We start from the raw sequence: 26,472 nt of genomic DNA, 5'->3' as shown, positions 1-26,472 counted from the left end.
TCTTTATTTTTTATGATAAAGAAGCCATTTTTTAATTTCATCAATAATAACTAACGGTATTGGCAGACAGAATAAGAATAACCAGTCAACCGGTAATAACCTTGTCGTATTGAATAATTGCTGCAACCCGGGAGTAACAGTTAAAGCCAAAAACAGAAGGATTTCGAATATAATTCCGTACCAGATATTACGATTGCTGAATATACCTTTCTTAAACAGAGAAACTTTGTTTGTTCTGCAATTCAGTACGTTTGCGATCTGCGTAAAAATAATTGCTCCCAAAACCATTGTAGTTGCACGCATATAAACTGGACCATCAGCAGCTAATGGCACATGAGGCCAGCCGTTTTGAAAATTCACAAAGAAATATGCACCAATTGATATGGCACTGGAAATCAAACCATACCACAAAAATGCTTTAATAATTACGCTTCTGTTAAGCAAGTGCTCATTACGTTTTCTTGGAGCTTGTTTCATGACATCAGGATCAACAGCTTCTCCGCCCAGTCCTAATGCCGGTAGCATATCCGTTCCCAAGTCGACTGTTAAAATCTGCATTACAGTCATTGGCAAAGGAATCATGCCTCCAGAAAATAGGAACAATATCGATGGAAAGGCCTCCGGTACATTTGAAGTCAAAATATAAGTTAAAAACTTACGGATATTACTGTAGACGGCACGGCCTTCTTCAATTGCGGCCACAATAGACGCAAAATTATCATCAGTCAAGATAATATTGGCTGCATCTTTAGCTACATCCGTACCAGTCAAGCCCATTGCTATACCAATATCTGCCTGCTTCAAAGCAGGTGCATCGTTAACTCCGTCACCAGTAGAAGCTACAATTTCACCATTTTCCTGTAAAGTTTTAACGACCTTATATTTTTGTTCAGGAGCTACTCTAGCAAAAATCACTTCTCCTTTCAATGCTTCTCGTAAGTCTTCATTGCTCATGGTTTCTAGTTCATCACCAGATATGACTCGAGCCTTGTCAGAGGTCAAACCAATTTGAACTGCAACAGATTTTGCTGTCAACTTGGAATCCCCAGTAACCATAATAATTTTAATTTTTGCCTGGTGACAACGCCTAACGGCATTATATATTTCAGGACGAGGTGGATCACTCATTGTAGTCAAACCAACAAATATTAAGTGCTCCTCAGCTGATTCAATGGTTAACTTAGTAACATCAGTATTTTCTTTTTCCACAATTCGATAGGCCATAGCCATACTGCGAAGTCCTTTAGCAGCATAGTCGGCATTGTGTTTTTCGGCTCGTTTCTTATCATCGTCAGTCAGAGCCCGAACTTTGCCATCGACTTGAATTTGGTCACACTGCTTAATCACATCGCTAAAAGAACCCTTAGTAAAAATGATATATTGGTGATCATTCCAGCGATGAATAGTTGACATACGCTTTCTATTAGAGTCAAAAGGCAGTTCTCTTAATCGCGGATACTTAACCAAAACTTTTTGACGATCAAATCCTGCTTTTTCGGCCATAATAATTAAACAGGCTTCAGTTGGCGTCCCCAAAATTTTGGGCTTTCCTCCTTTAACCTTGCTGGGTTGAACAGCTGTATCGTTGTCCAAAGATGCTATTTGAACCAACTTATGCAAGTCGGGATTTTCTTCATACCACAACTGTTTATTGTTTAATTCAATCTGCCCATTATTGACATAACCATTGCCAGTAACTTTATATTCATTTTGAGGAGTCCAAATGTAATGAATAGTCATTTGATTCTGGGTTAAAGTACCTGTTTTGTCTGAACAAATAACTGTAGTTTCTCCAAGTGTTTCAACAGAATTTAATTCCTTAACCAGTGCATGTTTTTTGGCCATGCGTTTAACACCCTGAGCTAAGCTAAGAGTTACAGTAGGCAATAATCCTTCTGGGATAAAAGCTACAATCATCCCTAAAGCAAAAATAAAGGCTTTAGCAAACGGATATTTAACAAAGAAAATCGCTGCAATTAGAAACAAAATACCTATCGAAACAGCAATTATTGATAATTGTTTCGTCAGGCGGTTTAATTCTTGGGTTAGTGGACTATCGACTTTATTTTGCTTTTGTGTTAACTGCGCTATTTTGCCAAATTCAGTATTCATTCCCGTAGCAAATGCTATTGCACGAGCTGTACCTGAGCCAACTGTTGTTCCTGAATAAACCAAATTAGCTTCTGCGTAGCTGCCTTCGCCCGGTGCGTAATCCGTAGTTTTTGATTCAGGTACAGATTCACCATTTAGAGCACTTTGATCAACTTGCATTGAGCTGGCAGTAATTAGTCTGGCGTCTGCTGGAATAGCATTACCTGCTTGAAGAATAAAAACATCTCCGGGAACCAATTCTTTGGCATCAATCTGCGTTTTTTTACCATCACGAATTGCCTGAACATAAGTTGGCAACATATTATTTAAAGCATCTGTTGCTCTTTTAGCTGCCCTTTCCTGCCAAAAACTAAACAAACCATTAATAATGTTGACCATCCAAATGGCAATTCCCAATTCAATGGTACCGCTGAACATCGCAACAGCTCCGGAAATCCACAACAAGATTGCCATCATACTAATAAAGTTCTTAAAAAAAGTCTTCCATTCAGACTCTTCCTCAGACTTTTTAATTTCATTACGACCATATTTAGCCAATCTTGCGGTTGCCTCTGCAGAAGTTAAGCCTGCAGAAGATGAGTGAAGATTAGTATAAACTTCAGAAATATCATTCTTAGCATAAAGCTCTCGAATTTTATTTTCTTCCATTCCCAACATACCTCTTATTTCAAAACTTTCAATTTAAAATTAATAAATAAAGCCGACACCATACTTTAACACTTTTTGAAATGTTAAAGTCACTCAATATTTTTACAATTGCGTGTCATGCTATACTAATTATTGAGACAATTATAAATGAAATTGGAGGCTTTTCAAGCATGAAATTATTAATTGGAGGATATACCAAAAAAAAATCAACGGGAATCTATGAATTACCACTCACACTCGATGAAAACGGTCTGGAAATGCAAATGGGACCAGCTAAAGAAGTAATAAAAGTTGGAGGTCCAACCTATTTTGTTCAAGATGGCAAGCTTATTTTTACTATTAATAACGCTGGCGATAAAGGTGGCATCAGCTCATTTGAACTCGTTGATGGTAAGTATCAGGAAAAAGATTCATACTTAACTCCCGGTTCGTCACCTGCCTACATTGGCATTAACCAGAAAAAGAAATTGCTTTATACTGCCAATTACCATACAGCAGTTTTAGCTGTATTCTCATTTGATGATGATGGTAAGTTAACTTTTTTGGATTCAGTGACTCACACTGCAGATAGCCTGGGGCCTTGTCCTGAACAAGCTGATGGTCCCCATCCGCATTTTTTTGATCAAACACCACAAGGAAATCTTGTAAGTTGCGACTTAGGCAATGACTGTGTTGATTTTTATAGCTTTAAAAATGATAAGCTGCATCATTTAGCTAAATATCAAAACGAGCCAGGCTTTGGCAGTCGCCACATTGTTTTCAGTCCTGATGACAATTATTTTTATGTTGTTGGTGAGCTTTCAAGCAAAATTAATTTAGTCAAGTTTGATGAGGTTAATTGGCAATTTAAGAGTATTGCCACTTATTCAACTATTCCTGATGATTATTCCGACCACAATGGAGCGGCTGCTATTAAAATTAGTAAAGATGGTAAATTTATTTATGCTTCCAATCGTGGTCACGATACTATTACTGTTTTTGCAGTCAACGATGATCATACTTTACAGTTGCGTCAAAGAATCTCAACCTTTGGCGAATTTCCGCGAGATTTTAACTGGGATAAAGACGAAAAATATGTAGTAGCAACTAATCAAAATTCTGATAATGCTACTTTATATACTAGGGATGCGGAAAATGGCTGTTTGACTCCTGTGCAAAAGAATATTTTTGTTCCAGAAGGAACCCGCGTGCTTTTTAGCGAATAATTTTTCCATAACAAATAACCATAACAAATAAAGAGTTGTCTAAAATAATGACAACTCTTTTTTATTACATGTGCTAAAACTATTTCGGAATATTCTGCCATAATTCCTGCATATCAATTGGATCAGGGATCTCAATACTAACTTGCCTTTCTTTGCTGAACGGATCAGGAAATTCTAAGTAAAAGCAATTTAATGCTTGTCGTTTGAAATTATCTTTTTGCCCATATAATGGATCTCCATATAACGGATGACCAAGATATTGCATGTGCAAACGAATCTGGTGAGTTCTCCCGGTATAAAGGCGTAGTTCTACTATACTGGCATTTTCTTTTTGTGCAATCACTTTATATGCCGTTTTTGCTTTCTTGCCAGTGGGTTCAATACTACGTACAATCGAAGTTCCTTTTCGTCCAATTGGCTGATCTATGATGCCCTTTAGTTCGTCTAAACCAAAATTACCATGAACTATTGCATGGTACTTTTTAATAAATTTATCTTTTTTGAGCTGACTAAAACGTGCATGCGCAATAGCATTTTTACCAACTAAAACCAAACCAGAAGTGTCACGGTCAAGTCGCGTTACAATATGTGGCTTGATATTCACACTTTTTTTGCGCTCAAAATAACCTAAAATTTGGTTAACGAGTGCGTTATCATCATAGCGGGAAGGAATCGATAAAATCCCTGCAGGCTTATTAACAACCAGGTAGTTTTCAGTTTCTTTAACAACCTCAATAGGTTTTTGAGAAGGTGTGAGCCATGGATTATGCTTTTCCTGACCCGGAATGAAAATCACTTCATCGCCAACATGTAAAATGAAGTTTGTATAGCGCCTTTTATGATTAACAAGAATCATGCCACCCGCATTTTTAGCATTATTGACAGCTCTTTTTGAAAAACCATTCTTTAATAAAAAAATCCCCAGTTTTTTGGGGGCCTTTTCATCTACAGTAACTTTAAATAGTGTCATCGTTATCTCCAATAAATGCACTTTGAACCCTTGACCAAAAATGGGTATGTCCAAACCTGTCAAAATGAATTTCCTTACTAGAAATACGGTAATTAATCTTTTTAGCATTTCTAATGTTAATGCGACGACCATCAATGGTCATTACAAAATGATCAGCATTAGGAACTATGGTAACACACTGCTGGGGAGCGAGTACAATTGGTGATGACAAAGATCTAAAAATACTATTGTTAATAGAAGCTATTTCTGCCATCTGTAAGGCTTTAAGTCTCGGATGGATTACGGCACCACCAAGCGATTTATTATAACCTGTTGAGCCGGTTGGAGTTGAAATACATAAACCATCTCCGCGGAAATTTTCAAATAACTGATCATCAATGTAAACTTTAGCTTCAAGCGTATGTGAAATGCGCTTTACTGCTGACTCATTTAAAGCTAAAAAGTGTTTCTTTTCTTTAGCTTCAGTTAGAAGTTCCACCTCTAACAGCGGATAGCTGGCAGACTCAGGTTCTCTTAAAAATAAAGCATCTACCATTTTATCAACTTCAGGACCACGCCAATCAGTATAAAAGCCCAGATGTCCAGTATGGATGCCGATGAAGCGAATTGAACTGATTTGGTTTTCATATCTGTGAAAAGCATTTATCAAAGTTCCGTCTCCACCGACCGTAATCACTACATCTGGATACTTGGCATCAAAGACAACGCCCTCTTTGGTTTCTAACAATTTTCGCAAGTGCGCCACTACCTTTAGTGTCTCCTGATTGGTGTTATGGGCAATTGTAATTCTCATTATTTTTCCTTACCCTTGTTTTTGGTAAAAACTTTCTGAGCTTCTTGCACTTCATCTTTAATTAATGACATTTCTTCATCAAGCTTATATGCCGTTTCTGCAGTAGATTTTAGTCTTTCAGAAATATCTTTAGGATAAGAACCCTGATATTTGTAATTGAGAGTGTGTTCTACCGTTGCCCAAAAGTTCATTGCCAATGTTCTAATCTGAATTTCAGCTAATAATTTTTTTGGACCAGTCGGCAAATAAACAGTATATGAAATAACCATATGATAAGAGCGATAGCCCGAAGGTTTAGCATTTTTCACATAATCACGTTCTTCAATGACTTCCATGTCGGCACGTGTATGAATTAAGTCTACCACCTTATAAATATCATCGACAAATTGACAAACTATTCTAATTCCCGCTATGTCTTGCATATCAGTTTCAATAACGTCGAAACTAATTACACGTCTTTTCATTTTTTCTTTAATTGAGTCAACAGTTTTCACCCTGCCGACCACAAATTCTATAGGTGAATGTTCTCCCTTTGTCAAGAAACTTTGTCTTAAAGAACGAAATTTCACCTTTAATTCTCGCACGGCCTCTTCATATGGCCATAAAAAATTATCCCAGTCATAATTCATAGAAATAACCCTTTCTCAAACAGCATATTCATTTTAACATAATTTATATGATAGCAATTTCATATGGTCATTTACCTTAATAAAATAATCCCTGTTTTTCTATACAGGTGCCTAAAGCCTTATTATAAAGTCTTTTTTCTTGCACATTAAACCTTTTGATATTATGATAAATTTATTAATTTCAATTAGGCTATACTATCATAGCTTTAGCACTTATTTTACTTATTTAGAAAATTTTAAAATTTAATGACATTTGTTTTTGATTTTTAGAAACTACTTTTGAAAAATATAGATTTTGCTACAGAATATTAAAGTATTTCTTTCATAAACAAAATTGAATGGAGTAATATTAAATGTCTCAAAATAATGAAATTGAAGCAAAAATCATCTTACCTAAGGCAATATACCAAAAACTTTGTCATGATTTTCCAGTAAAGCAAAGCTTTACACAAGAAAATTATTATTTTGATACTACGGACAGTTTGCTAAAACAATATAACATAAGCTGTCGCATTAGGCTTTTTAGTGACCATGCAGAGCAAACTCTGAAGGTTCCAAATAAGAATCCCATACAACACGATTTTCATGAAGCAATAGAAATTAATGATTCCTTAAAATTAGATGAAGCTAAAGCATTAATTAAGCATGTAGCAAAAGGATCGCCTATAATTTTTAAGTATAGCGTAGGAGAATATTTGGATCAGAAATTTTCACAGAAGTTAAAACTGCATTTACAAACTTTCTGCAAAACTCACCGTATATTAGCGAATGGACCACAAAATTGTGAACTGACTTTTGATGATAACACTTATCCAGATAACTACGAAGATTTTGAGCTTGAGATTGAAAACCATAATCCAGATTTAATAGAGCAGATTCTTGCAGAATTAAAAAAAGAGTATAAATTTACACAAAATTATACTAATACTAACCAAGCAAAAGTTGCACGCGCTTACATACATCGTGTTAGAATATGATTGAGTGAACTTTTAAAAGGGTAGATTTTTAATCATTTTATACTTAACAATCAGTATTGGAGGAGCCTGATCATGTTCGAGATTTTTCTTTTTGTTAATCCCGTTGGTATTTATTGTTATGATACGGAAGTTTTAATCAAAGACGCGATTGATGAACTTAATATCAACTCTTCTTTTCATTTTGTTCCGATCATAAATTCAAAAGTAATAAAAGAGGACATTATTAGAAGAAAAAATAATGGCCAGAAAATAAAAGATATACCGAGGTATACAATTGCTTCCTTCCAGGCTTTACGGCACTACAATGCAATCAAGATAGAATATGGCAACAAGAAAGCACGTGCTTATTTAGTAGCTTTACAGCGTGTTATGAGTACCGATTTTAATAAATACTCAGAAAGTTTGCCTAGAGAAATTGCGCAAAGTTTAGACTTGGATTTTAGTCGCATTAATAGCCGCAAAATTGCCCGCTATGTTGATGATTCAATTCAACAAGACAAAGATCTTGCGCGTAAATTCAACGTCCGCAATTTTCCTACTACTATTATTTTTAATGAAAGTGGCAATTATAATGGTGTAATGTTAGAAGGTATTCTTGCACATGATAAACTGATAAAGCTTCTTAAGGATAATGGTTGTGTTGCCAGAGAGCCAAAAAATTATTACCCTGTACGACATTTACGACTGATTTAAATATTTACTTACATTATCTGGCGAATTTATTTTACGAAAATTGTTAAAAACCCAAAGCGGCAAATTATCTATGGTTTGTCGTTTTTTATATAACAAATTTGCAATTTGTTTGCCTTTCAAGCTTTTATGTGCAAGCTGCATTTGCAAATATTGTTTTTGCTGTTTAGGATTAACATGATATTTCTGTAACAATGGCTGAAAATTCCATAATTTTTTTAAACCTTTTGCACCGATACCAAATTTTTCTTCTTGAAAATGAACTTTATTTGTTAGCGGCTCAAGCAAAACGTTATATTTTAACCGAATAATCTTTTTAAAAGGATCAATCTCTAAATAATAATCTCGCCAAAAATTATTTTTACGAAAGAAAATGAGTTGAGATTTTTTCAAGTTTTGTAATAAAAAGTGCCTCTTACCAACTATCCATATATCCTTAATGCCTATTTGTTTATATAAAAAATGGCGATGTCGAAATTCTGACTTATTAAGAGGAGCACACTGAATTTCAAAGGCTAAATTTGAAGATGCCAATACATCAGCTCGCAATTGTCCATTAGCAAGACTGACCTCTGATTGAGCATCAAAATGTACCTCTCTCAATGCTTGAGTCAGTATTTTTTTACTTTGCGCATGTTCTTTATTTTCCCCGCATAAGTTAATTTCAGATGGTATATGTTTAAAGTAGGGTCGCTTATCTTTACTTACTAATCGCATTTCTCGTTCACAGTGTGGACAAAAATAATGTTTTTTAATTTTATTGTTACTTTGGGGCAACTTGGCTTCCTCAATTGCTAAAACCAAAATATTATTTAACAATGCTGCGTACATATTTATCACCTAAGAATAAATACGCAAAAAGGCAGGGTTTTACCTGCCTTTTTATTCAGCTATTTTGCTATTTTATTTAATATCACTAAAATATTGGCGTAATCGGTCTAAAGCATCATGAGATAACAAACATTTACCATTTGTTCGCACGCGAGCCATTTCACTTGTCTTTACTTTTATACCATATTCGTTTGCAATTGCCCATGCATCTGCTGGCTTTATTTCTGAATATTCTTGATCAGTAAAAATCAGCTCTAAATAAAATTTACCTCGTTCGAAATATAGGCTGGAAGATAAATCACTTGCTTCAAGACTGTCTGCTAATTCAGTTACCTGATCAAGATCAGTAAAGCAGTATGCCTGTTTTTTCTGCAATTTCCAAAACTGTTTCTTAACCTTAGGTTGAGAAGAATCTGCTGGCTCACTTGAACCTTCTTTATCTTCTTCCTCATTTTCAGGTTCAAGGTCGAGAAAAGACTTGCGAGCATCATTGTTCTTTTTATTGCCGTTGTTGGCAAAATCATTATCAAATAATTGAGCAAGATTATTACGATCTTTTTCTGTTACTTTAGTGATTAGTAAATCAAGTCCACCGTTATTAGGCATTACTTGAAAAGTTACCGGTGCATCCTGACTAAAAGAGTGATCAGTATCAATTTCATCCAAAATTGAGTAAAAGAAATGCTGGATTTTATTTTTATCACCTAGTAAATCCAAAACTTTGAGACCACGATTAGCTAACTCTTGTTTACCTATTCTCACGCGAATCGTATTATTGTTTATATGATCTACTTGCATGAGTTCTCACCTCCATCAGATTCTTTGTTCTATTGTAGCGTACTTTGCTAATAAAATAAAAGCGTTAGTTTAAAAACTAACGCTTTTATTTTAAACTTACCTGAATTTTATAAATCAGCTATCTTTTGCATTTCTTCAAGCTCAAGACGACGTACTTTTCTTGGTAAAAAGCGACGAATTTCGTCTTCATTATACCCAACTTGCAAACGCCTATCATCCATAATGATTGGACGTCTTAATAAACTAGGATTCTTTTCCACTAAGTCAAGCAGTTGGTCTATTGATAGATCATCAAGATTAACTTTAAGTTGTTGAAAGGCTCTTGAACGCGTAGAAATAATTTCTTCCGTACCGTTTTCAGTCATTCGCAATATTTGCATAAGTTCGTCTTTTGTCAGCGGCTCAGAAAAAATATTCCTTTCCTTAAACGGAATATCGTGTTTCTTTAACCAAGCCTTTGCTTTGCGACATGATGTACAGCTCGGAGATATATATAAGTTGACCATATATTTCACGCTCCTTTTAATTGTTTTCTAAATTATTATAACATACTACTTCTTTTTTGTAAGTAGTGTTTTTGATAACTAATTACATTCTCATGCTAAGTTCAAAACGTGAATATTCTGTGAACTTTTTGCCAAGAAAGATTAAAGAAATTAAAAAAGGATACAAAAACTTTAAGAATGTACCCTTTTTGAATATTAATATTTATTTATTTACTTTTTTCATTAAATCGCTAACTAATTTTTCGTTTTCTTCAGCAGTTTCTGAAACATAGCAAGCTTTATTTACTAATTCTTTGATGTCATTAGTGTCAAGCTTCTTCATCAAACTTCTGATTCGTAAAATCGAGGTAGCACTCATTGAATACTCGTCTAAGCCCATTGACAACAGAATTGGGAACATGGTGCTGTCTCCAGCAGCTTCACCACACATGCCACACCAAATACCATTTTCATGAGCTGCATCAATTGTATGTTTAATCAGACGTAAAACAGATGGGTTCGCTGGTTGATACAAGTAAGAAACGTTATCATTACCACGATCAGCAGCCATTGTATATTGGATTAAATCATTAGTACCAATTGAGAAGAAATCAACTTCTTTTGCAAGTTGGTCGGCTAAAACGGCAGCAGCTGGAACCTCAATCATCATTCCAACTTCCAAATCTGAACCGATCTTAACTCCCTTTTCAACTAACTTGTCTTTTTCTTCACTTAAAATTGCTTTAGCTTTACGTAATTCATTAATGGTACCAATCATTGGGAACATGATACCCAACTTACCATAAGCAGATGCACGTAACAAGGCACGAAGCTGAGTACGGAAAATTTCTTCATTTTGCAGTGAAAGCCTAATTGCACGCACTCCCAAAAATGGGTTCATTTCTTCTGGCAAGTTCCAGTAGTCAAGGTGCTTGTCACCACCGATATCCATGGTTCTAATAATAACCTGCTTGCCATGCATGCCTTCAAGGACTTCTTTATAGGCTTCAAACTGTTCATCTTCCGTTGGAAAGTCTTTTGAATCCATGTACAAGAACTCAGTTCTATAAAGGCCTACAGCCTCAGCACCATTGTCATTCACACCCAGCATATCATTTGGCGTACCAATATTTGCTGCAATTGTGAATTTTTTACCATCCGCAGTTACTGAAGGCTCATCCTTTAACTTTTCCCATTCAGCTTTTTGCTTCAAGAAATCAGCACTCTTTTGCTTATAGTCTGCAATTTCGCTGTCCGTCGGCTTAACGACAACATCACCGCTAAGACCATCAACAGCAACAGTATCACCATTTTGAACATCTTTTGTGATTGAGTCAGTACCAACAACAGCTGGTAATTCAAGAGAACGAGCCATAATAGCAGAGTGAGCAGTCCTACCACCAATGTCAGTTACAAAGCCCTTAACAAACTTCTTGTTTAATTGAGCAGTGTCACTTGGGGTTAAGTCATGGGCTACCACAATTACTTCGTGATCAATCGATGCGGGATTAGGCAACTCTTTACCTAGTAAATGAGCCATAATTCTCTTTGAAACGTCTCGTACATCAGCTGCACGTTGCTGCATGTATTCGTTATCAGTCATGCCTTCAAAAATTGTAATGAATTTTTGAGCAGTTTCATCAAGTGCAGCTTCACTGTTAATTTTTTGCTCTTTGATTTCATTTTCGATGGCACCAGTAAATTCAGGATCGTTTAAAATCATCAGATGAGCTTCAAAGACTTGAGCTTCATCTTCACCTAAACTCTTCTTTGCGCTATCACGGATTTTTTCAACTTCAGCAGTTGATACTGAAATTGCCTTCTTATACCGTGCTAATTCACTTTCAACATCGCTAATTGTAGATTTTGAAAATGAAAGATCAGGTTCAACCAAGAGATAGGCTGGTGCTACAGCAATACCATCACTTGCAGCAATTCCTTTTAATGTCTTGGTCATTATTCAGCTAAACCCTCTTTTTTCATTGTTTCAGAAATAGCGTTAATTGCGTCTTTTTCGTCATCACCATCAGCACTGATGGTAACATCAGCATTTTTGCCAACTCCGAGTGACATAACACCCATGATTGACTTCAAATTTACAGATTTACCGTTGTATTCCAAGTTGATATCTGAACCAAACTTAGAAGCAGCTTGTACTAGCAATGTAGCTGGACGAGCATGAATACCTGTTTCTGCAACAACATGAAAATCGCGTTTTTCCATTATATATATCTCCTTTTAATTCAAAAAATCAAAACGGTAGTAAATACCTATTCGCTTACTTAGACTATCATTTTTTTGTGAATTAGACAACATAAATGTAACAGTTTACATCACTAAACTTCAGTCTTGGACTGCGAATAAATTATTTTACCACCCCGCAAGGCCTTTCCCGTTATGTTTTGCCTCTTATTAAAAGACCTTAATGCAGATTGAAATTCAAAAGCATCTTTAGGATCAACTTCATAATGATCTAGTTCACCATCTGCCAACTGCTCAAGAATTTTTTGATAATCCAAATTTACCACCGCTTTTATCCTATATTAGTTCAGCAATATTTTTGATTTTGCCTACATGTATTTTAGCATATTTACCGTACTTACAAATAATAAGATCCAAGTTTTAGCACTTGATTATTCCGAGTGCTAATTATATAATTTAGTAAACTGATATGAAAGGCGGTAATACAATGCTTTGTCAAAACTGTCAAAAACGACCAGCTTCCATTCACTTATTTGCAAAAGTTAATGGACAAAGTCGAGAAATTAATTTATGCGGACAATGTTATCAACAACTTAAACAACAAGGAAATATTAATATGAATAATGACAATAATGGCTTCTTTGGTGATTTCAGCGATCTGTTTAACTATAATGGCAATGCTGGAAATCCAGGAGACCCTAGAATGAATAATGGTGGACCTAACAATGGTAATAATGGTACCGGAGGTAGTCGTTCACTTTTAGATCAATATGGTACAGATCTAACTGCATTAGCAAGAAAAGGCAAAATTGACCCAGTCATTGGGCGTGATAAAGAAATTGCACGCGTTATTGAGATTTTAAACCGCAGAACAAAGAATAACCCAGTTTTAATTGGTGAAGCCGGAGTAGGTAAAACTGCTGTGGTTGAAGGCTTAGCTCAACAAATTGTTGATGGCTCGGTTCCTGCCAAATTACAAGATAAAAGAATAATATCATTAAACGTAGTTTCTTTAGTGCAAGGTACAGGTATTCGTGGCCAATTTGAACAGCGTATGCAGCAACTTCTTAAAGAAGTGGAAAATCACGATGACATTATACTATTTATTGATGAAATTCATGAAATTGTTGGCGCAGGGAATGCTGAAGGCGGAATGGATGCAGGCAATATTATTAAACCCGCTCTTGCCCGTGGTGATTTGCAACTAGTCGGTGCTACTACATTAAAAGAATATCGTGAAATTGAAAAAGATTCTGCTTTAGCAAGACGCTTTCAGCCCGTCGATGTTAAAGAGCCGTCAGTTCCAGAAACTATTCGGATTTTGAAAGGTATCCAAAAGCGTTATGAAGACTACCATCATGTACATTATACTGATGATGCCATAAAAGCTGCTGCTGAATTATCTGAGCGCTATATCCAGGACAGATTTTTACCTGATAAAGCTATCGATTTGCTTGATGAAGCAGGTTCACGAATGAATCTGACAATTCCGTACGTTGATAAAGATAAAATGAAGGAACGGATTGATGCAGCACAAAAATTAAAACAAGAATCTTTAAAGAACGAAGACTATGAAAAAGCTGCATACTACCGCGATCAAATTGAAAAATATAATAAGATGAAGGATCAAAAAGTCGATCCAGACAAATCTCCTATTATTACCAGCAAGATTATGAATAAGATTGTTGAAGAAAAAACTGGCATTCCTGTGGGCGATTTGCAAAAGCAGGAAGAAAACCAGCTGCAAAATCTGGCACCAAACCTGAAAGCTCACGTCATTGGCCAAGACAAGGCTGTTGATAAACTGGCTCGGGCAATTAGGCGTAACAGAATTGGCTTTAACAAATCTGGTCGTCCAATAGGCTCTTTCTTATTTGTTGGACCAACTGGAGTCGGTAAAACGGAACTAGCTAAACAATTAGCCAGACAAATGTTTGGCTCAGAGAATGCTTTGATTCGTTTTGATATGTCAGAATATATGGAATCATATTCAGTGTCTAAGCTTATCGGGTCTGCACCTGGTTATGTGGGTTATGAAGAAGCCGGTCAATTGACTGAACGAGTTAGAAGACACCCATACAGTTTGATATTGCTTGATGAGATTGAAAAGGCTGACCCAGCTGTTATGAATCTATTTTTACAAATCCTCGATGATGGTCGTTTGACCGATTCTCAAGGTAGAACAGTATCATTCAAAGACACAATTATTATCATGACCTCTAATGCTGGTCAGGGAATTAAGAATACCAGTGTTGGTTTCGCAGCTGAAAATTCTAAGGATAAGCCGGATTCTGCCAGAAGTTCAATGAGTCAATTCTTCAAACCAGAATTTTTAAACCGTTTAGATGATGTAATTGAATTCAATGAATTAACTAAAGATGATCTGATTAAGATTGTTAATTTGATGCTTGACGATGTAAACAATATGGTTAAAAATCAGGGCTTACAGATTACTGTTAGCGACGATGCCAAGAAGAAACTTGTTGAAGAAGGCTATAATCCCGCTATGGGAGCAAGACCTCTGCGCAGAACTATTCAGGAAGAAATTGAAGATAAAGTTGCTGACTATAAGCTTGACCACCCTGCAGCAAAGAACTTACTAGCAAATGTTTCTGACAACAAAATTGTCATAAGCGAAAATGAAAATGTTGTAAATTCAGAAAACAGCAGTGATAATTACTAACTAAGTCAATTCTTATTAAGCATGGTTATTGTAAATTATGATAATCATGCTTTTTACTAAAGAAAAAAGTTTAGATTAGTTGTATACTAAAATAAAAAAAGAGCTACTAGAAGAAACGGGTGAAATCCATGCATTTAATAGATGTAACCAATAGTTATAAGGACCTAGTTCATAGTCAACTAAATACGACTAACGTAAATTACGTCAAAGTTTACTCTCTAGGCAATACTTCCGTTATCTACACCGAAAGTGATAAAGCGATCGGAATTGTCTTGGAAAACCACAATCGCCGTGTACGCAAGGACGAAACAGATTTTGTCATTAAACGACTTATTCAGGAAAAAGATCCTATATATAAGTTGACAATTGATGAAAGCCAACATGTAATTGAAATCCATATCGATAAATAAAAAAAGCTGGTTTAAAAACCAGCTTTTTTTGTTATAATTTTTCGGTTAATTTAACATCAGGATACTTATCTTTGAAAAATCGTTCAGCAAATTGATTTTCGAACAAAAATAGTGGTTGACCATAGCGATCTTTAACCAGTAGGTTTCGAGTATTAGCCATGGCAGGATCCAGTTGTTCAGGGTCAATCCAACGGGCTACTCTATGACCAATATTAGTCATTTCAACATCAGAATTATACTCATTTTTCATTCTGAATTTAAAGACTTCAAATTGCAATTGACCGACTGCACCTAAGATATACTCATCAGTTTGATAATTTTGGTATAACTGAATTGCACCTTCTTGAACCAGTTGTACCATTCCTTTATGAAATGATTTCTGTTTCATAACGTTTTTAGCAGTGACCCTTACGAATAATTCCGGTGTAAATTCTGGCAGTGGTGGGTAAACCACTTTGTCTTTGCCGGCATAGATACTGTCACCTATCTGAAAATTACCAGTATCATAAAGTCCAACAATATCTCCTGCTACAGCATCCGAAACCTGCACTCTTTCGCTGGACATAAACTCTGTCGCATTATTTAACCTTATTGGTTTACCTGTACGAGCCAAAGTAACGTCCAATCCCTTTTTAAACTCGCCACTGCCAATACGAACAAAAGCAATGCGATCGCGGTGATGAGGATTCATATTAGCCTGAATTTTAAACACAAAACCCGAAAATTCTGAATCATCAGGAGCTAGTTCTTCAGTTTCATTAACTGTATGACTTGCAGGTGCAGGAGCCAGTTGGACAAAGCTTTGCAGGAAAGTTTCAACACCAAAATTTGTTAAAGCAGAGCCAAAGAATACCGGAGTTTGATCTCCTTTAGCAATCTTTTGTAAGTCAAACTGGTTACCGGCTTCTTTAATTAATTCAATTTCTCCTAGTGTATCTTGAAATTGAGGATTTTGACTAAAGGGTTCACTGTCCGGCAATTTACCGTCTTTATCTAGTGACAAAAAGCGGTCAGATCCATTTTTATGATACATTTCAATTTTGTTATTAGCGATATCATACAATCCCTGTAAGGTTTGGCCTGAACCAATTGGCCAATTCATAGCCACGCCTTCAATGCCCAGTAGATCTTCAAGCTCAGCAATCAAATCTAGCGGAGGTCTGCCGTCACGATCCAACTTGTTCATGAAGGTAAAAATTGGAATCCCCCTTTGTTTTACGACCTTAAATAATTTTTTAGTTTGAGGTTCGATACCTTTAGCAGAATCGATAACCATGACAGCTGAGTCAACTGCCATTAAAGTACGATAAGTATCTTCAGAAAAGTCTTCATGCCCAGGAGTATCAAGAATATTAATTCTCTTTCCCTGATATTCAAATTGCATGACGGAGCTGGTAACTGAAATGCCACGTTGCTTTTCAATTTCCATCCAGTCACTTGTAGCATAATGACCGCTTTTACGTGCTTTAACTGTCCCAGCACTGCGAATCACGCCACCAAAAAGAAGCATTTGCTCGGTGATCGTAGTTTTCCCTGCATCTGGGTGCGATATGATAGCAAATGTTCTTCTTCTTTTTACTTTGTCTAACAGTTCGTTACTCATTAAGTATTTTGTTCTTCTTTCTTTTTAGGTTTTGCTTCAGGTATAGTTAATAAAACTGTCATTAGTCTTGAACGCATCATTCTTCTGGTAGTTAAAACCATGCCATTGTCTAATTTGACTGAGAGTTTTTCGCCTTTTGCAGGAATTATGCCTAATTTGGTAATCATATAGCCGGCAATGGTATCCACATCTTCCATTTCAAGATCCGTGCCAAATTGTTCATTAAAATCATCAAGAGGCATTTTACCATAAATGACAAACTTGTTCGGTGCAATCTGATGCACTAAAACCTCAGTTTGATCTACTTCATCATCAATATTACCGACTATCTCCTCAATAATATCCTCAATGGTTGCAATTCCGACAACCCCACCATATTCATCTGTCAAGATAGCTAATTGCTGCTGTGTTTGCTGCATTTCTACGAGTAGTTCTCTAAGTTCAGTTGTTTCTGGCGCAAAAAGAGGAGGATTCATTACATCATCGTAAGTAATTTTGTCAAAGCCCTTCTCCCAAGCTTTACGCAAAACAGTGCGAATATGAATGATACCAACTATTTTGTCCTTATCATGTTGATAAACCGGTATTCTGGAATATGGTTCACGCAATATTTCTTTTAGATGATCCTGCAAACTTTCCTGGCAATCAACCATGAAAGCATCAATTCTGGGTACCATCACTTCACGTACCATCCGTCCCTGAAAATCCAAAACTGCATTTAACATTGAAAATTCATTGTCACTAATTTTCTTGTCTTTATGTAAATCTTCAATTTCTGTAATTAAGTGCTCTCTTGTTTCTTCATCATTTGTAGGGGAAAATTTATTTTTGAAACGCTCAAATAAATTCCCCTTGTCGGGGTCGCTAGCCATTTTATTGCTCTCTTTCTTAAAATAACGTATTAAATACTAACATTATATCATGTACGCAAACAATATGTTAGAATAGCACGTAAGAAATGAGGTCAAACTATGAAAAAAAGTCATGTCATACTTGTTTTCACATTTTTACTGTTAATTCCCTATCTGTGTAGTTTAACCATTATTGGTATTGGTTATGATGCTCTGGTTTTACATTCGGCTGATCTTTTTCGTACTAGTATTGGTGCAACAGTCGGTGCCTTAATTATGTTTGCAATTAAGGCAACGATTCAAAGACCGGTCGATTTGCTGGCAGTTGAAATAAACGATGGCTTCTTGAAGCAATTGCTACGTTTTTTTAGTATCAGAAGACGCTACCTTTTGCAAATTGCTAATGTAATTTTGGATTTCATTCTTTGCTTTGCTGCCACTTTTGTAGTCAGAGAATTTTTAACACTAGATCAGATTGTGGGCAAATCAGTTGGTATCGTGATGCTGATCATGCTTTTGTCAACTTGTCTTGGTGCTTATGTGGAGTATGATAACCTGTCAATTGATCCCAAACAACACTAATTTTTAAGACTGTCTTCAAGATATAATTCTTGGGTCAGTTTTTTTGTGTCTAAATTCAAGTTTTGCAAAATATAAGGAGTTAAACTATCTCCCGGATTTTGGTAAATTTTAATGCCTTCATCTGCAACAGCAGCTAAAAACTGTGAAATTACCATATTTAAAGGTTGACTAAAAAAGGAAATGTTTTGATTAGTTTTTTCTTCAATTGCTACTTGAGTTTCAGGCAAAACAAATTTCATTAAACCTTGAGGAACTTTAATATTGTTTGGTGCAACAACACCATACCAATACATGAAATTTTCAGGACCAAAGACCACCATACTGCTCCTAGTATTTTTCAAATTGTTTTTGCTAATAAAATCTTGGAAAACTTGATTTTGTTCCATTTCCATGTTTGCCTGATTAAAAGTTTTTTGTTCATCCATCACTTGATCTGGAAAAGGACGACCAACGAATGTTACTTTTTTTTGCAGTTTTTTCATAAATTCTCCTAATATTCAGCTAATTCATCTAAAGGAATAATTTCGCCAGCAAGAAAGGCATCAATTTCGTTACTGGCAAATCCATGTGTGAAGAGATAATTACGTATTTTAATTTGTCTTTCGCTTTCTGGTAAACGCCGAAAACGCTTATATGCTTTTATGCCCTGCCTTTTTAAGGCTTCTGTTTGGTCTTCATCATTTTGTGGTAAATCAATTTGAGCAATTATTGTGCTGGCCAGAGAACTGGAGAAGCCATGACTTAATAATTTCACCGTCATTTTTCGTTCCAGCTCACGTTTTGCTAATTTGCCTACTTTGCTTCTCATTGATTTGAGCACTCTTTTGCCTGCATCCAGCCACTTATCGTCATCTACTTCAGCTAAAGCATTGTCAATTATTTCAGGATCAATTCCTTTTTGTCTAAGCTTATTGCTTAAACTAAGTGGTCCATCAGTACCTATACGTAAATCTTGTCTAATCATCAATTGAGCGTACTTGGCATCATCTAAAAAACCCATTTCTGTCAGCTGACTAACTGCTGCTTGTGCAGGTTCATTGTCAATGTCATGTTTATTGAGGTATTGTAAAACTTCAAATACTGTTCTGGGTTCATAACTTAAAAATTTAGTTGCAATATTAGTCGCCTTAGCATCTGTATCAAATTGTTTAATTTCCACAATTTGTTCTTCAGAAAGCTCTTGCCCTTTTAAGAGCATAAACTCAGCCACAGTTTGTTCAGCAGCCGAAAAAGAATATTTGCCGTCTAAAAAGATATTAAAACGACCGGGTCTTTTTTGGCTGCTGACTTTAGTAATTATTGGCATAGTGACTCACCTTTCTACTCCCTAAATCCATGCTAGCAAATTTTGCTTTTTCTTGCTAAAAACTTTTTCCAGGGAGTACAATAAATTATTAACATTTAATATTTTATTGTAGAAAGAAAATTATGTACAAGAAATTTAATCAAAATAATCCAAAAGATAAAGATATTATTATTACAATTAAAAGACTAGGAATCAATGGTGAAGGCATCGGCTATTACCGCAAAAAAATAATTTTTATTCCCGGTGCCCTGCCTAATGAAGTAGTTGTTGCCAAAATTATTACAGAATACCCACGCTATATTGAAGCTGAGCTTGTCCGCATTAAGGAAAAAAGTCCTGATAGAGTACCTTTCCCCACTAATGTCAATCCAGAAATTGGTGGACTCGAACTTGCTCATTTAGATTATCCTAAACAGCTTGAATTCAAACGCGACAATGTTCTTGAAGCTCTTAAAAAATATCATCCACGCGGTTACAGCAAGTATAAAGTTAAAAAAACAATTCCGGCTCCAGAAGAATGGCATTACCGCAATAAAGCTCAATATCAAATTGAACAATCTCATGGTCAGACCAGTTTGGGGCTTTTTGCACCTAACTCACACGAACTGTTTGATTTGCCTGAAATGCCAACTCAAAGTGAGGCAACCCAAGACACCGAACGTAAAATTAAAAGTTTAGTGGAAAAATTGCACATTAGAATTGCAGATCCTTTTCGGCACTTTGATGGTCTTAAGACCATTGTAGTACGTCAAGTCTATGCTACTCACGAAATTCAAGTAACTTTAATTATCGTAGGACACAGCCTTAAAAATATTAATCAACTTGCAAAAGAAATTATAAGGCTTCCTGATGTAGTTAGTGTTTATCAAAATGAAACTGATTGGCGCAACCCACAAGTCTGGGGCAACAAAACCACTAAAGTAGCAGGTAAAAATCAAATCACTGATGAAATTTTAGGCAAAAAGTTTGCCTTGTCACCGCGAGCATTTTTTCAGTTAAACCCGGTACAAACTAGTACTTTGTATTCACGCGCACTTAAATTTTTAGATTTGAGTCCAAATGAAACGCTGATTGATGCCTACAGTGGTGTGGGAACGCTGGGAATTTTGGCATCAGATCAAGTCAAGCAGGTTATTGGCATTGAAACTATTCCTGAAGCAATTGCTGACGCTAATCATAACGTGGAATTAAATCATATCAAAAATGCTAATTATATCCAGGGAAGTGTGGAAAAGATTTTACCTGAACTAGTAAAAAATGGCGTTCCAATTGATGCGCTGATTGTCGATCCGCCCCGAACTGGTCTAGCGAAAAGTTTGATCAAAACCCTGTTGAGAGTAAAACCCAAAACCTTTGTTTACATTTCCTGTAATCCATCTACTCTCGCTCAAGATTTAGTTCTTTTAAGTGAGGCATACAATGTCAGATTGATTGAAAATGTCGACATGCTACCCCAAACACCTAGATGTGAATGTGTCGTTAAACTTACTTTAAGATAAATAAAAAGTAAAATAGTTGTCGCAATCAGCGACAACTATTTTTGTGGATCGGGTGTCAATTGAGAATATTTCTTGAGATAAAATCCTCATATACAAATATATAAAACTTTACAAATTTTCGCGATAAACTTGTCATTTTAAAATTAGATAACAAACATATTATGGAGATAGAAATCTTGTAACCTTAACCACACTTTAATAATAGCAGATAAATGTAAGCGCTAGCAAATAAAATGCATAGTTTACTTCACATATTTAGCTAAAAATGTCGCAACACGCCTTTTATATTCCTTTGGATGCTTTGAAAATGACTTGGCATGTTTAGCTCCGGGAGCTACCCATATTTCCTTTGGTCCTCTGGTAGCATTATAATTAGGATAGACCATTTTAGTTGGTACAAAATTATCACGGCTGCCATGAATAAACAGCATTGGTCTATGATTTTTATGTAACTGTTTAACACTAGAGGCATTACCCATGAAATAGCCAACTTTTATCTTATTAATGCCACTTAGAATTTCAACTAGTGGAAAACGAGGAAAAGCAGGCATATTGTACAAGACTCCTGCTTCATGCTCAATTTCATCCTTGACGCTGGTATAGCCACAGTCTTCTACAAACGCTTTAACTTGATGAGGAAGTTTAAGCCCACTTGTCATCATGGCAGTTGCCGCACCCATACTTAAGCCATAAATTACTACCTGTTGGTTCTGACCATATTTTTGCAATAAATACGAGACCCATTTTTTTACGTCATCTTTTTCCGGCCAACCATACCCAATGTATTTTCCTTCGCTCTTTCCCTGAGCTCTCGGATCTGGAGTTAAAGTATTATAGCCTAATTGATGAAACAAGGCATCATATTCTCCCATATCTTCTTTCGTGTCCATATATCCAGGTAAAACAATAGCTGTCTTGTTGGAAGTTTTGTAAGGAATAAAATTTGCGTCTAATTTGAATTTTTCATCAGCTGATTCAATATACCACTTTTGTTTAGCAGTTTTTTTAAACCAAATTTTTTCACGGTAAAGAAGATCTGACTTCTTGATTACTTTACTTGAAGAACTTAAAAAACTTTTTTTACCTGGTACACATGCCACTTTAAAGAAATAGTAACCTGCTCCTGTAAATAATACACATACTAGTAAGATAATAATAATTGATGAAAGCCATAGCTTTTTATGTTTTAATTTTTTCAATTAGTTCAGCCACCCTCACTAAAATAATATCTTATAGTATAACATTTTAAATTTGTATAGGAATATTAAAAATGAGATTAACAGATTTATTACAATTAACCAATGATCTAAGCAACCAAACTAACTTGTATTTAACTATCGGTCAAAAAACTATTCCTTTGGCAAAAGTAAAAATTTCAAGCAGTGAATGCTTGCTTTTTCCAGGAAAAAAGTCACTTACAAAAGAAAAATTGATTAACTTGGTTAAAAATATTCACGGTCGCAGTATTCCGATATTTATTTATAATCAAAAAGAGAGAATTGCTGTTTATGGTATTCAAATTTTACCTGATCAAAATGGAGTTAGGCTAACCTAAAAAGGCTGCCGTTTGGCAGCCTTTTTATCTATTTTTGGAAATATTGACGAATGCGGTTTTTGGTTCCGGCAAAATACCAGTTGCCGTTTTCTTCATCACTTTGAAGCTCTAAGTTATCTTGTGGAAATTCTAAAGCCTGATTAAAAATTTGTTCATATTCAGGAATAGTTAATTTTTGACGGTGATTAATCATTGTTTGATCTGCATTTGCATGTAGATTCTTTTCATAACCCTCAATAATTTGTCCTGAATAAAACTCACCCATTGCCCCTGAACCATAAGAAAATAAACCAATCTTTGCATTTGCCGGCAATTTAGCATTTTCCAGTAAACTCAAAAGGCTTAAATATAAAGAAGCAGTGTAAATATTACCGACTTCCTTGCCATAACTAGCAGCAGCAGTAAAATTCTCTGTCAGTCGTTTTTTTGCCTTTTCATCCAGATCAGTAATTGCCCATTCATTTGCTTTAAAGCCCATTTTTACAAAAGGCAAATGATAAAGTAATGCTGTGAAATCACTAGTTTTTATTCCAGTTTGTCTAAGATAATCCTTGAATGTGTGTTTAAAAAAGTCTAAATACACATTTTTAGAATATTTACCATCAACTACGGCAACTGCTGAATCATTAGGGCGCCAGAAGTCATTAATATCCTCACTGTGTGAGCTGTGTCCATTATTTATAGCCAAAATTTGGGGATCAGCCTTTATCAACATGCTAATGCTGCCAGCTCCTTGTGTCACCTCACCCCCCGTGTTAACTCCATAACGAGCAATATCAGAGCCAATTACAATTGCACTATGGTGCGGATGGAGGCGGACGTAATCCCGAGCAATCATGATGCCTGCAGTCATGCCAAAGCAAGCTTCTTTTACTTCAAAAGTTCTGACATTTGCCGGTAATTCCAAAGCCGATTTGATGAAAAGCGAAGCTGATTTAGACTGGTCAACACTGCTTTCTGTTCCAACGATTAATAAACCGACTTTTTTACGTTCAATTTGATCTAAATATTTAAGCGTTGCATTAATTCCCATTGATACTGCATCTTGAGTCTGATCAGCAACACTCATTCTATTTTGACCAATACCAATCAAAAATTTATTAGGATCTTCATTTCGAGCTTTTGCCAAATCCACCATATCAACGTATTTGTTTGGTGTATAAAAACCAATTTGATCAATTCCGACTTGCATTATTTTCCTCTCTGATTTCTTTTAAAAATTCCTTAGCTGCAGATTGACTGTATTTTTTGCTATTTATGATTTTTTGGAATACAACTTTTTTCTCGGCAGCAGTAGCATCTAAAACTGCAACAATATTTCTGGCCTGCAGTTTCATGTGTCCTGCTTGTATTCCCTCGGTAGAAACTGCCAGTAATGCTGCTAAATTATTGGCTAAACCAATGGCAGCAATAATATTAGCCAATTGTTCTGCAGTAATTTTCTCCCCTAAAATACGATAGTTTTGCTTAACATCTTTTCTGGTATTAATTGAGCCGCCAACAGTTCCAATTGGCAAGGGAATGCTAAGCTTTCCGATAAGATTTTCATTTTCAAGCTGCCATTTGCTGAGACTGGTGTAGGTATCTTTTTTATTTGCAAAAACACCACAAGCTGCCTCTACTGCGCGAGTATCGTTTCCAGTTGCCAGTAAGACAGAATCAACTCCGTTCATGATTCCTTTGTTATTGGTAACGGCTCTCATTGGGTCTTCCTGACCAATTTGACTCAATAAAGCAATTTTTCTGGCAATTTCTGTTCCACCTATTAAACCAACAGGAATTGCAGCCTTGACCGTTGTGATTTGGCTAGGATAATTTGACAAAATGGCAAATAATTTTTGTTTAATGCCAGCAAAATCCTCTAACTCATCTGCCATAAATTCTAAAATTGAATTTACTTTATTTGCACCCATAGCCTCTGCAGGATCAACTAATACTTTTATATAAAGCAAATCATTTATTTGCTTAAGTTCTATTTTACGGACTCCACCGCCATGACTTACAAGACTGGCAAAATCAGTATTTGTCTTTTTAATAAGAGTTGGCAATACTTCTTGCAAGTTGGAGACTTCAAAATTTTCAGCCACCTGCATTACAATTTGACCCCAAATACCATCTCGTTGACTACTTGCGGTAAAGCCACCAGCTTTTGCAACAATACCAGCGCCATTATTAGCCGCTGCAACTACCGAGGCCTCTTCGGTCACCATTGGCACTTGGTAATTTTGACCATTAACCAATAGGTTTTGTGCTAAACCAACAGGTAAACGTAATTGACCAATTACATTTTCACTTAATAAATCCAAGTCATGCAAAACCTGAGAATCAACTTGATCCAGTTTAATTCCTTGTTTTTGCAGCATTTCTCGTCTTTTTTCTGGTGCTAACTTATAAAACTTCATTTAAAATTTCTCTATTTCATATGCAATTGCTTGTCCGCCACCAATACAAAGAGTTACCAAAACCTTGTGACCATTGATATGATTCATAATATTGACAGCTGTTCCTACTAAACGAGTTCCGGTAGCAGCAAGAGGATGACCTAGTGCAATGGCTCCACCAAAAATGTTTAGTTTAGCGGGTGGAATTCGGAGTTTTCGAGCTAAGACAACGCTAGGTGCAGCGAAAGCTTCATTAACTTCGATTGCATCATAATCATTAATGGTATTGTTTGTTTTTTGTAATAATTTTTCTACTGCAAAATATGGCGCTACACCCATGTATGCCGGATCAGTACCAGATTCAGCAAACGATCCCAACCGCGCCAGAGGTTGCAGTTTGAGTTCCTTTACTTTTTCTGCGCTTGCCAAAATAATCATACTGGCACCATCACTTAAGGGCGAAGAATTGCCAGCTGTAACTAAACCATTTTTCTTAAAAACAGGTTTTAACTTGCTTAGTGCTTCTAAATTAGTATCAGCTCGAATTGTTTCGTCCTGCTGGATCATTTTACCGTTTACTTCTACGCCAATTATTTCATCTTGAAAAAAGTTTTGCTGAACAATTTCAACTGCTTTACGATGAGAAGCTAAACTATATTCATCCATTTCTGTACGCGTAACTCCATATTTTTTTGCTACGTTTTCAGCCGTTAATCCCATATGCTCATGAGAAAAAGCATCAATGAGACCATTTTGCAGCATTTCGCTTTGAAACTGTGGTTTTTCTTTGTCCTCTGTTAAATAAACAGCATTAGACATACTTTCAGCACCGCCAACAGCTACCAAGTCAAAATCGCCCAGTTCCATCTGTCCTTGAGCCAGTCTGAGAGCTTTTAAACTTGAACCACAGACTTCATTAATTGTAACGCTGCTGCTTTTGGGACTCATCCCTGTTTTCAGAGCAATTTGCCGAGCCATATTTTGTCCTAAACCAGCACCCAAAACATTACCCATAAATAAGGCGTCTAGTTTTTCAGCAGGCAGATTAATGCTTTTTAGTGTTTCTCTTAAGGCTAACCCTCCTAAATCTATTGCATTTTTTTCAGCCCATAACCCATGATAGCGACCAAAAGGAGTTCTTTTAGCTGCAACAATATATATATCTTTCATTTAACCTATCCCTTAGCGAAAAGTTTCAAGTTGCATGATACAAAAATTTTCAACTCGAGGACAGTAATTAGTCAGACATTAAGAAAAATTTT

At 35.8% G+C, this 26,472-nt stretch carries 26 protein-coding genes; 8 read left to right on the top strand and 18 right to left on the bottom strand.

The window, feature by feature from the left end:
* Positions 1-3 precede the first annotated feature (3 nt).
* Complete coding sequence (locus H3T43_RS06375; protein WP_034977395.1) at positions 4-2,760, bottom strand: cation-transporting P-type ATPase; 2,757 nt, start codon at positions 2,758-2,760, stop codon at positions 4-6.
* Between the two features lie 170 nt (positions 2,761-2,930).
* Between H3T43_RS06375 and H3T43_RS06370 the strand changes: the two genes are divergently transcribed.
* On the top strand, positions 2,931-3,965 hold the full coding sequence (locus tag H3T43_RS06370; RefSeq protein ID WP_198213341.1) for a lactonase family protein: 1,035 nt from the start codon (positions 2,931-2,933) through the stop codon (positions 3,963-3,965).
* A 79-nt stretch (positions 3,966-4,044) separates the two neighbouring features.
* Here the strand turns inward: H3T43_RS06370 and H3T43_RS06365 are convergent, their stop codons facing one another.
* The 3 genes from H3T43_RS06365 to H3T43_RS06355 are packed head-to-tail and all read right to left on the bottom strand — an operon-like array spanning position 4,045 to position 6,357.
* A complete protein-coding gene (locus tag H3T43_RS06365; RefSeq protein ID WP_034977389.1) occupies positions 4,045-4,935 on the bottom strand; it encodes an RluA family pseudouridine synthase in 891 nt (296 codons plus the stop codon).
* Positions 4,922-5,728: an NAD kinase gene (locus H3T43_RS06360; protein WP_198213339.1), complete on the bottom strand. Its 807-nt coding sequence runs from the start codon at positions 5,726-5,728 to the stop codon at positions 4,922-4,924. The genes H3T43_RS06365 and H3T43_RS06360 overlap by 14 nt, the downstream gene beginning before the upstream one ends.
* Positions 5,728-6,357, bottom strand: a complete 630-nt coding sequence (locus H3T43_RS06355; protein ID WP_045927773.1) for a GTP pyrophosphokinase family protein — start codon at positions 6,355-6,357, stop codon at positions 5,728-5,730. The genes H3T43_RS06360 and H3T43_RS06355 overlap by 1 nt, the downstream gene beginning before the upstream one ends.
* A 353-nt stretch (positions 6,358-6,710) precedes the next feature.
* Here H3T43_RS06355 and H3T43_RS06350 point away from each other — a divergent pair, with 353 nt between their 5' ends.
* Both H3T43_RS06350 and H3T43_RS06345 read left to right on the top strand, forming a co-directional pair.
* Positions 6,711-7,334 (top strand): CYTH domain-containing protein, encoded by a 624-nt coding sequence (locus H3T43_RS06350; RefSeq protein ID WP_034977382.1) that lies wholly within the window; start codon positions 6,711-6,713, stop codon positions 7,332-7,334.
* A 72-nt stretch (positions 7,335-7,406) separates the two neighbouring features.
* Entirely contained in the window at positions 7,407-8,027 is a 621-nt protein-coding gene (locus tag H3T43_RS06345; protein ID WP_198213337.1) for a DsbA family protein, read from the top strand.
* Here H3T43_RS06345 and H3T43_RS06340 read toward each other — a convergent pair.
* The 6 genes from H3T43_RS06340 to H3T43_RS06315 all read right to left on the bottom strand — a co-directional run bounded on the left by H3T43_RS06340 (position 8,013) and on the right by H3T43_RS06315 (position 12,657).
* Entirely contained in the window at positions 8,013-8,801 is a 789-nt protein-coding gene (locus H3T43_RS06340; protein ID WP_232350292.1) for a competence protein CoiA family protein, read from the bottom strand. The two genes, H3T43_RS06345 and H3T43_RS06340, sit on opposite strands and share 15 nt — an antisense overlap.
* Before the next feature lie 126 nt (positions 8,802-8,927).
* Positions 8,928-9,653, bottom strand: coding sequence for an adaptor protein MecA (locus H3T43_RS06335; RefSeq protein WP_198213333.1), 726 nt, complete (start codon positions 9,651-9,653; stop codon positions 8,928-8,930).
* A 107-nt stretch (positions 9,654-9,760) separates the two neighbouring features.
* Positions 9,761-10,159 carry a transcriptional regulator SpxA gene (spxA, locus tag H3T43_RS06330; RefSeq protein ID WP_034977372.1) on the bottom strand — a complete coding sequence of 133 codons (399 nt, stop codon included), beginning with the start codon at positions 10,157-10,159 and terminating at the stop codon, positions 9,761-9,763.
* 202 nt (positions 10,160-10,361) lie between these two features.
* On the bottom strand, positions 10,362-12,095 hold the full coding sequence (gene ptsP, locus H3T43_RS06325; RefSeq protein ID WP_198213331.1) for a phosphoenolpyruvate--protein phosphotransferase: 1,734 nt from the start codon (positions 12,093-12,095) through the stop codon (positions 10,362-10,364).
* Positions 12,095-12,361 (bottom strand): phosphocarrier protein HPr, encoded by a 267-nt coding sequence (locus tag H3T43_RS06320; RefSeq protein WP_034977366.1) that lies wholly within the window; start codon positions 12,359-12,361, stop codon positions 12,095-12,097. Before H3T43_RS06320 ends, ptsP begins: the two co-directional genes overlap by 1 nt.
* Before the next feature lie 113 nt (positions 12,362-12,474).
* Positions 12,475-12,657, bottom strand: coding sequence for a hypothetical protein (locus H3T43_RS06315; RefSeq protein WP_198213330.1), 183 nt, complete (start codon positions 12,655-12,657; stop codon positions 12,475-12,477).
* Between the two features lie 170 nt (positions 12,658-12,827).
* Here H3T43_RS06315 and H3T43_RS06310 point away from each other — a divergent pair, with 170 nt between their 5' ends.
* Both H3T43_RS06310 and H3T43_RS06305 read left to right on the top strand, forming a co-directional pair.
* Positions 12,828-15,023, top strand: coding sequence for an ATP-dependent Clp protease ATP-binding subunit (locus H3T43_RS06310; protein ID WP_198213328.1), 2,196 nt, complete (start codon positions 12,828-12,830; stop codon positions 15,021-15,023).
* Positions 15,024-15,151: 128 nt separating this feature from the next.
* Positions 15,152-15,433, top strand: coding sequence for a DUF1827 family protein (locus tag H3T43_RS06305; protein ID WP_034977791.1), 282 nt, complete (start codon positions 15,152-15,154; stop codon positions 15,431-15,433).
* A 31-nt stretch (positions 15,434-15,464) separates the two neighbouring features.
* Here H3T43_RS06305 and H3T43_RS06300 read toward each other — a convergent pair whose 3' ends face one another.
* Both H3T43_RS06300 and H3T43_RS06295 read right to left on the bottom strand, forming a co-directional pair.
* Complete coding sequence (locus H3T43_RS06300; protein WP_198213326.1) at positions 15,465-17,036, bottom strand: peptide chain release factor 3; 1,572 nt, start codon at positions 17,034-17,036, stop codon at positions 15,465-15,467.
* Entirely contained in the window at positions 17,036-17,908 is an 873-nt protein-coding gene (locus tag H3T43_RS06295) for a hemolysin family protein (protein WP_034977355.1), read from the bottom strand. Before H3T43_RS06295 ends, H3T43_RS06300 begins: the two co-directional genes overlap by 1 nt.
* 99 nt (positions 17,909-18,007) lie before the next feature.
* On the opposite strand from H3T43_RS06295, the gene H3T43_RS06290 reads away from it, so the two are divergent.
* Positions 18,008-18,469, top strand: a complete 462-nt coding sequence (locus H3T43_RS06290; protein WP_198213325.1) for a hypothetical protein — start codon at positions 18,008-18,010, stop codon at positions 18,467-18,469.
* Here H3T43_RS06290 and H3T43_RS06285 read toward each other — a convergent pair.
* Both H3T43_RS06285 and recX read right to left on the bottom strand, forming a co-directional pair.
* Positions 18,466-18,951 carry a hypothetical protein gene (locus H3T43_RS06285; protein WP_198213323.1) on the bottom strand — a complete coding sequence of 162 codons (486 nt, stop codon included), beginning with the start codon at positions 18,949-18,951 and terminating at the stop codon, positions 18,466-18,468. The two genes, H3T43_RS06290 and H3T43_RS06285, sit on opposite strands and share 4 nt — an antisense overlap.
* Positions 18,952-18,959: 8 nt before the next feature.
* A complete protein-coding gene (gene recX, locus H3T43_RS06280; RefSeq protein ID WP_198213322.1) occupies positions 18,960-19,775 on the bottom strand; it encodes a recombination regulator RecX in 816 nt (271 codons plus the stop codon).
* A 122-nt stretch (positions 19,776-19,897) separates the two neighbouring features.
* Between recX and rlmD the strand changes: the two genes are divergently transcribed.
* Positions 19,898-21,274 carry a 23S rRNA (uracil(1939)-C(5))-methyltransferase RlmD gene (gene rlmD, locus H3T43_RS06275; protein WP_198213321.1) on the top strand — a complete coding sequence of 459 codons (1,377 nt, stop codon included), beginning with the start codon at positions 19,898-19,900 and terminating at the stop codon, positions 21,272-21,274.
* Positions 21,275-21,516: 242 nt separating this feature from the next.
* Here rlmD and H3T43_RS06270 read toward each other — a convergent pair whose 3' ends face one another.
* On the bottom strand, positions 21,517-22,473 hold the full coding sequence (locus H3T43_RS06270; protein ID WP_198213320.1) for an alpha/beta hydrolase: 957 nt from the start codon (positions 22,471-22,473) through the stop codon (positions 21,517-21,519).
* 71 nt (positions 22,474-22,544) lie between these two features.
* Between H3T43_RS06270 and H3T43_RS06265 the strand changes: the two genes are divergently transcribed.
* Positions 22,545-22,829, top strand: coding sequence for a hypothetical protein (locus H3T43_RS06265; RefSeq protein WP_034977337.1), 285 nt, complete (start codon positions 22,545-22,547; stop codon positions 22,827-22,829).
* 28 nt (positions 22,830-22,857) lie between these two features.
* Here the strand turns inward: H3T43_RS06265 and H3T43_RS06260 are convergent, their stop codons facing one another.
* Genes H3T43_RS06260 through H3T43_RS06250 form a run of 3 tightly spaced genes read right to left on the bottom strand, consistent with a single transcriptional unit; the run spans position 22,858 to position 26,380 of the window.
* Positions 22,858-24,021 carry a hydroxymethylglutaryl-CoA synthase gene (locus H3T43_RS06260; RefSeq protein WP_198213319.1) on the bottom strand — a complete coding sequence of 388 codons (1,164 nt, stop codon included), beginning with the start codon at positions 24,019-24,021 and terminating at the stop codon, positions 22,858-22,860.
* Entirely contained in the window at positions 24,005-25,231 is a 1,227-nt protein-coding gene (locus H3T43_RS06255; protein WP_198213318.1) for a hydroxymethylglutaryl-CoA reductase, degradative, read from the bottom strand. Before H3T43_RS06255 ends, H3T43_RS06260 begins: the two co-directional genes overlap by 17 nt.
* Complete coding sequence (locus tag H3T43_RS06250) at positions 25,232-26,380, bottom strand: thiolase family protein (RefSeq protein WP_198213317.1); 1,149 nt, start codon at positions 26,378-26,380, stop codon at positions 25,232-25,234.
* Positions 26,381-26,472 lie beyond the last annotated feature (92 nt).

It is taken from the genome of Lactobacillus sp. M0396, from assembly GCF_016101625.1.
Lineage (GTDB): Bacteria > Bacillota > Bacilli > Lactobacillales > Lactobacillaceae > Lactobacillus > Lactobacillus huangpiensis.
This window is presented reverse-complemented; position numbering and strand designations above follow the sequence as displayed.